Origin of the sequence: Streptomyces olivochromogenes (assembly GCF_001514115.1) — a bacterium.
In the GTDB taxonomy this organism is placed as follows: Bacteria; Actinomycetota; Actinomycetes; order Streptomycetales; family Streptomycetaceae; genus Streptomyces; species Streptomyces olivochromogenes.
This window is the reverse complement of sequence record NZ_KQ948501.1, coordinates 2,999-5,460: the sequence shown is the minus strand read 5'-3', so window position 1 is coordinate 5,460 and position 2,462 is coordinate 2,999. Positions and strand designations below refer to the sequence as shown.

Sequence of the window (2,462 nt, the reverse complement as noted above, 5' to 3'; positions counted from 1 at the left end):
TGAGCTTGTCCGTCAACAGGCCGAACCACCGCTCGACTTGGTTCATCCACGAGGAGCCTGTGGGGGTGAAGTGGACGTGGAAGCGGAGGTGTTTGCCGAGCCATGTCTTGATCTCGGCGGTGTTGTGGGTGGCGTAATTGTCACAGACCAGGTGGACGTCGAGGCCGACGGGCACGGCCTTGTCGATCGTGACCAGGAACTTCTTGAACTCGATGGCCCGGTGGCGGCGGTGCAGTTCCGATATGACGCTGCCGTCGGCGATGTTGAAGGCGGCGAACAGGCTGGTGATGCCGTGCCGGTAGTAGTCGTGGGTGCGTCGCTCGGGCATGCCCGGCATCATCGGGAGCACCGGCTGGGACCGGTCCAGTGCCTGGATCTGGGACTTCTCGTCCACGCACAGCACCACCGCTTTCTCGGGCGGATGGTGGTACAGGCCGACGACGTCGACGACCTTCGCAATGAACTGCGGGTCGGTGGAAAGCTTGAAGGCGTCCTGGAGATGGGGCTTGAGGTCGAACTTCTTCCAGATCCGCCCGATGGTGGACTTCGACAGCCCGGAGTGCTTCGCCATCGAGGCCCGCGACCAGTGGGTGTCCTTGCCCGGGGTGGACTCCAGCGTCGCCGTGAGCACGTTTTCGACCTGGTCCAGCAGGATCGAGGGCGGCCGGCCTGGACGCGGCTCATCGGTCAGCCCGTCCAGCCGTAACCGGATGAACCTCGACCGCCAGCGATTCACCGTTCCCTGCGATACACCGAGTTCGGCGGCGATCTCCTTGTTCGTCCCGCCGTCCGCGCACCGCAGCACGATCTTTGCCCTCAGCGCCAGGAACTGCGCGGTCTTCGCCCGCCGCGCCCAGCGCGCCAGCTCCGCACGCTCGGCCTCGGAGAGCACCAGCTCCGGCTTGCGCCGGCCCGGCCGCGGCTCGTCCACCAGGCCCGCCATCCGCCGCGCCACAAACCGCGAACGCCACTTCCTCACCGTGTCCGCGGTCACCTTGAGATCCGCCGCCACACGCGTATTCGGCACCCCGGCCGCACACGCCAGAACGATGCGGGCGCGCTCGGCAAGACGAGGCTCCACCACCCCGTCCACCCAGCGCGACAACTCGGCGAACTCCGCATCGGACAACCTGACTTCAACAGCACGGGGTCCCGGCGACATGACAACACAGTACAGACTTAAGACCGAGATTTCGGGCGCATCACACTAGCCGCAGGTCCGGGTCCCAGGCTGTTGGCGTCGCGCCACCTGTGCGTGGCGACCAGCGAACTCTGAGCGCGCACGTTCCCCACGGCCCACAATCACCCTGGTCGGTCTACCTGGGGTCCAGAGTCCTGGGCAGGCCGCCACTCGCGAACCGTGCGTCCGCCACCCGCACAGCTGACGGCTCAAGTCTGCCCATGGACGACCAGGAGAACGTGAACCTGCCAGAACAGCGGTGCTGTCCGGACGCGACAAAGGTGGTGCTGAGCTCGGCCCCTGCCTGAGACAGTTGGCGAATGGCGAAGCTTCCCCTCGACCCGCACCTGATGGAGCGCACGGTCGTCGACCTGGCGGGCGCCGCGTTCAAGAACGCCCGCTCCCTGCACACCAGCGCTCAGGCTGTACTGGACGCACACCAGTGGCCTGCGGCCTTCTCCTTTGCCGCGCTAGCCCTCGAAGAAGTCGGCAAAGCCGCGCTGTGCATGACGACGCTCGCCATGCCTCCCGCCGTGCGCGAGGAGTTCCGTCCCGACTTCGAGAAGGCGTTCACGCAGCACCAGACCAAGGCGGAGTTCGCCCACCTGACCCTGGCCATGGTCGCCGACAAGGTACCGGCCGGCTTCGAGCAGCTGCTGGACGACGTGGTCGCCTCGGCACGCCGGACCAACGCGGTCAAGTTCCGCGGCCTGTACGTCGACTACACGAACACCGGTGCCCTGCTGGAGCCCGAGGACGTCGGCGAGAGCGAGGCCCGGTGGATGGTCTCCACGGTCACCACCGCACTCGCCTACGCCAGACCCGCAGAGAACGCCGCCGCCGAGCCGGACGCCTTCCTGGACCTCATCCACCAGTGGCAGAACAGCGTGGACTTCGACGCCATCGGATCCTACGTCGAGGGCGCCCCGAACGAATTCCTCGCCCACATGCGGGCCGCGGCCCGTGACGACGTGGACCCGCCGGACGTACTTCTTGGCCCCGTCCTCGCCGAACAGGTCGCCGCGGCCAACCTTCGCGCCGCGCTGCCGGCGGCCACCAACGACTCGCCGCCCAGCGACGGCTAGCGCGACCGGTCCGAGTCCACATGTACGCAGACGACCCGGAGAACCTTGGCCACCGCTGCAGGCCTCGCCCGACAGCTCGCCCACGCCGCAGTACGGGCCCAGGTCGTGTCCTTCCTCGCTCGGCGGGGCGATCAAGAACGTCATCGCCCTCGCGGTCGGCCCGGCGGCCGGTCTGGGCGTGGGCGACAACGCCCGCG

At 67.7% G+C, this 2,462-nt stretch carries 2 protein-coding genes and 1 pseudogene; 2 read left to right on the top strand and 1 reads right to left on the bottom strand.

The features are described 5' to 3' along the window. On the bottom strand, nucleotides 1-1,162 hold a 1,162-nt coding region (locus AQJ27_RS50560; RefSeq protein WP_079065952.1), incomplete at its 3' end, for an IS630 family transposase. Nucleotides 1,163-1,500: 338 nt separating this feature from the next. On the opposite strand from AQJ27_RS50560, the gene AQJ27_RS50555 reads away from it, so the two are divergent. Further along, nucleotides 1,501-2,265 carry an AbiV family abortive infection protein gene (locus tag AQJ27_RS50555; RefSeq protein WP_067385720.1) on the top strand — a complete coding sequence of 255 codons (765 nt, stop codon included), beginning with the start codon at nucleotides 1,501-1,503 and terminating at the stop codon, nucleotides 2,263-2,265. After that, nucleotides 2,174-2,462: pseudogene (locus AQJ27_RS60660) on the top strand (hypothetical protein); the annotation flags it as partial. The gene AQJ27_RS50555 and the pseudogene AQJ27_RS60660, both read left to right, overlap by 92 nt.